This is a genomic window from Capnocytophaga sp. oral taxon 329 str. F0087, assembly GCF_000213295.2.
GTDB lineage: Bacteria > Bacteroidota > Bacteroidia > Flavobacteriales > Flavobacteriaceae > Capnocytophaga > Capnocytophaga leadbetteri_A.
Genome location: NZ_KN390018.1, coordinates 21,138 through 25,368, shown reverse-complemented (window position 1 = coordinate 25,368; position 4,231 = coordinate 21,138). Strand labels below are relative to the sequence as shown.

Genomic DNA, 4,231 nt, shown 5'->3' with positions numbered 1-4,231 from the left:
CAGCTATTTTTTGGTAGTTCGTCACAGGGTCGAGGAACTCAAACGAAAGATGCATCTTACACTCCCATATCTCCTTCACATCTTCTATATGTATAGATAGGTGCGGATAGTCGCGGTTGTCCGACTTGCAATACAGCGTACCATACTTACTGATGCTATTCACCACGCGCTTCACTATCACCCCATCATTAGCCGTCACCACCACACACACGCGGTTGTTAGAGAGCATATCCCAATCTTCAACAAACTTCCCCACCACATAACTACTGTCTTGCAAGGTAGGATACATCGACAGACCGCTCACCTGAAACATACGGTAAGTACCGTTTTGCATAGTAGGCAGGCTATAGGTAGGTAGCTGCTCTATGAAGCGCTCATCGTCATACCCATTCAGGTACCCCGCTTGCGCACGCACAGGCACTAACGGAATGCGGTCATTATCGCGGTCATCTACCACTATCACCTTAGGCACCAAACTGCGGCCCTCCACCTTTATAGGTTTAATAATCTCCACTCGGGGCAACAATGGCAAAGCACCCCCCGACTTTAGCATTTCGCCTTTTCCGGTGATAAGCCATTCCACATTCAGTTTAGGGTATTTCTCTAAAATCGTATTGAGTTTGTCAATGCCAATATTCTTCGAGATGCTATTGATGTAGCCATTCGAGGCGTTTATTTCCTTCTCAAAAGCCGAAACTGTAAGGTTTTGAGCTTCTATAAATTGTTTTATTCTTTCTTTTACATTCATATACAAACACTTAAATGCTATTAGCGCACTTTTTAGAGAATTTCTTTTATAAAAATTTGCACAATAGAGAATATCTCTATACTTTTGCCTTGTAAAAAAGAGGGGACAAAAAGTTGCGACAAAAATACAAAACAATTGATAATTAACAACTAAATAAGATAAACAACAATGAAATCAACAAAAAAAACAAGCAAGAGCTATCAAGTCGAGAGGATGTTGATAGAGAGTCACCATTCGCGTCAGCAGAACTTAGCGCTGCGGGACAGAGCGGTGATAGAAGAGTTTAACCGCCACGATGCCCGCTACATCCCCATCACCGTGATATGGCGCGAATTCATTCACCCCAAATTTTTCATCTCCCGACAGACTTTATACAGAATACTCAACCGATGCACTGATTAATGATTTTTTTATATTCTATGAAATCCAGCAGGGGCAGCTGCCAATTGACAAATCGGCAAATTGGCAAATTGACAAATCGCCAAATTATTTTTTGTATTTAAAAAAAAGTTCGTACCTTTACCGAAATTTTAGTACAGCTTTTTATAACCCGACAAATTAAATTAAAAAAATAGTAAGAATTATGACAAAATTTAGAACTGAGTCTGACCTTATTGGCGACTTACAAGTGCCTGCAGAGGCATACTACGGAGTGCAAACCCAACGTGCTATCGAAAACTTCCGTATTACCGGAACTAAAATGGGTGACTATCCTGAGTTCGTAAAAGCCATCGGCTACGTGAAGTTAGCAGCGGCACAAACCAATCACGAACTTGGACTTCTCCCTGACAACCTCCTAAAACCTATCAGCCAAGCCTGCGAAGAGGTGATAAGCGGCAAGTTCGACCATCAGTTTTTGGTTGATATGATTCAAGGGGGGGCAGGTACCTCAGTAAATATGAATGCTAATGAGGTCATTGCCAACCGCGCGTTAGAGATTATGGGCTACGGACGTGGCGAATACCAACACTGCTCGCCTAACGACCACGTAAACCAGTCGCAATCTACTAACGATGCCTACCCTACTACCGTGAAGTTGGCTGTTATCAAGATGAACGAAAAGCTCATCGAACGCCTATCATTGCTCATCGAGGCATTCCGTCAAAAAGGAAAAGAGTTTGCCGATGTAATAAAGATGGGGCGCACCCAGCTACAAGATGCGGTACCTATGACTTTAGGACAAGAGTTTGAAGCCTTTGCTGCCAACCTCGAAGAGGAAATCGCACGCCTACAAAGCAACGCCAAACTTTTCTTAGAAATCAATATGGGTGGTACAGCTATTGGTACAGGGCTCAATGCTCCTAAAGGCTATGCACAGCTATGCGCTCAGAAGTTAGCGACTCTCACAGGCGAAAAATTTGTTACAGCAGCCAACCTTGTAGAAGCTACCCCCGACACAGGTTCGTATGTCATTTACTCTTCTGCCCTAAAACGTATGGCGGTGAAACTATCAAAAATATGCAACGACTTGCGTTTGCTCTCTTCAGGACCTCGTGCAGGTTTAAACGAAATCAACTTGCCTAAGATGCAGCCAGGGTCATCAATTATGCCAGGCAAGGTAAATCCTGTGATTCCCGAGGTAGTAAACCAAGTGTGCTTCAAGGTGATAGGCAACGACCTAACGGTTACCTTTGCAGCCGAAGCCGGACAGTTACAGCTCAATGTAATGGAGCCGGTGCTTTGCCAATGTATTATCGAGTCAATCGTATTCTTAGAACGTGCTATCGACACCTTGCGCACTAAGTGTATAGAGGGCATCACTGCCAACCGCGAAGTGTGTCTCAATATGGTGAAACACAGTATAGGTATTGTTACGGCGCTCAACCCACATATTGGGTATAAGAACAGCAGCAAGATAGCCAAAGAAGCGTTAGAGAGCGGCAAGTCAGTATACAACTTAGTCCTTGAGCACAAACTGCTATCTAAAGAAGAACTTGACAGAATCTTAGACCCCAAAAATATGATTTAATCAGATCTTTAGTGATGAATCGTTAGTCGTTAGCAGTCAGCATTCTAACGACTAACGACTCGTTACTAACTACTAATTCAAAATTTTCTTCTCCGTTTTATAAAATTTGGAACGATTTTGGCTGTGTATTTTTACGCATAAGAATCTTAATGTATCTTTTTTATGAAACGCTTATTATTAGTAAGTTTGCTATTTTCGATTTTGCTTACCGCTTGTTCTAATAGCAAGGGGGGCGAAACCTATCTGCCTGCCTCGGTAGGCCCTATTAACAGCTTAGCTGTAGTTATTGATAACGACCTGTGGGAAGGGTCAGTTGGCGACACTATACGCCGCTACTTCGCTGCCCCTATCGACGGACTTCCTAATGAAGAACCCACCTTCTCCCTTCACCAAGTGCCTCCCCAAGTATTCGAGGGCAACACGCGCAACAGCCGCAATGTGCTGATAGTCAGCCGTGGCAACCAGCCACAAGGCGCTATTAAAGAGAATGTGTATGCTAAACCTCAGGTAGTAGCTGTTATCGAGGCTAAGAAAGTACGCGACATCGCCTGCAAGATAGAGGAGTACCACCGCCTATTTATCAATGCTTTTAAAGAAAACGAATTAGCCGAAACGCGTCATCGTTTTCAGAAATCGCTCAATACCGAAACCGAATACACACAGGCACTGGGGGTAAAGCTACAGATGCCTTCTTTCTACAAAATAGTAAAACACGAAAACAATTTCTTCTGGATAGAGCGCCCTATCAAAGGGGGTCGTGCAAGTGTTATCCTTTACGAAATGCCGCTTAAGAGCATTCCCACTGACGAAGAGGGGCGCGCTAAGGCGATTGTAAAAATGCGCGACTCAATAGGCGAAAAGTACATCCCCGGACCTGAAAAAGGAATGTATATGGTTACTGAAACTTATTTAGCACCTAGCGTAAGCGAAGTAAAGATAAAGAACCATTTTGCTTTAGAGAGCAAAGGCTTGTGGGAGGTAAAAGGTTTTGCTTTAGGCGGCCCTTATATCAACTATATTATTGAGGACAAGGCTAAGAACCGCCTATTAGTTGCCGAGGGCTTTCTGTATGCGCCAGGCGTATCAAAACGCGATGTACTATTTGAGCTCGAAGCCATTATCAAATCAATCAGCTTTAATGATTAACAGCTATTTGGTAATTAAAAAAAATAATGTACTTTTGCACTATAAAATGATTTTGACATACAACCAATAAAAGTTATAACTCCCTCATTCCCCCTTTGGAGGGGGCAGGGGGAGGTCAAAAAAGAACCACCAATGCCAAACATTATACCTTATAACCCTAAACTCAGAGAGTTTGCTCGATATTTACGCAATAACAGTACTTTATCTGAAGTACTTTTATGGAAAGAAATCAAAAACAAAGCTTTAGGAGTAGAATTTAAGCGACAAGTACCTATATTAGATTACATAGTTGATTTTTATTGCCAAGAATTGAAGTTAGCTGTTGAAGTAGATGGTCATATACACGATTTTAGGTATGTAGAAGATAA

At 42.5% G+C, this 4,231-nt stretch carries 4 protein-coding genes; 3 read left to right on the top strand and 1 reads right to left on the bottom strand.

Features of this window, described 5'->3' with window-relative positions; genetic code table 11:
* Positions 1-748: S24 family peptidase (locus HMPREF9074_RS08220; protein ID WP_034540239.1), on the bottom strand; the 748-nt coding region annotated here is incomplete at its 3' end.
* A 583-nt stretch (positions 749-1,331) separates the two neighbouring features.
* Here HMPREF9074_RS08220 and aspA point away from each other — a divergent pair.
* The 3 genes from aspA to HMPREF9074_RS08205 form a co-directional block, all read left to right on the top strand.
* Entirely contained in the window at positions 1,332-2,717 is a 1,386-nt protein-coding gene (gene aspA, locus HMPREF9074_RS08215; RefSeq protein ID WP_009390052.1) for an aspartate ammonia-lyase, read from the top strand.
* A 162-nt stretch (positions 2,718-2,879) separates the two neighbouring features.
* On the top strand, positions 2,880-3,863 hold the full coding sequence (locus HMPREF9074_RS08210) for a DUF4837 family protein (protein WP_009390051.1): 984 nt from the start codon (positions 2,880-2,882) through the stop codon (positions 3,861-3,863).
* Positions 3,864-3,995: 132 nt separating this feature from the next.
* Positions 3,996-4,231, top strand: a 236-nt coding sequence (locus HMPREF9074_RS08205; RefSeq protein ID WP_034540237.1) for an endonuclease domain-containing protein, incomplete at its 3' end; no start/stop codon positions are given.

What these genes read in the sequence shown, in the direction of transcription:
- HMPREF9074_RS08210 (WP_009390051.1), top strand. Translation starts at nt 2,880, where the DNA reads ATGAAACGCTTATTATTAGTAAGTTTGCTATTTTCGATTTTGCTTACC.
- aspA (WP_009390052.1), top strand. Translation starts at nt 1,332, where the DNA reads ATGACAAAATTTAGAACTGAGTCTGACCTTATTGGCGACTTACAAGTG.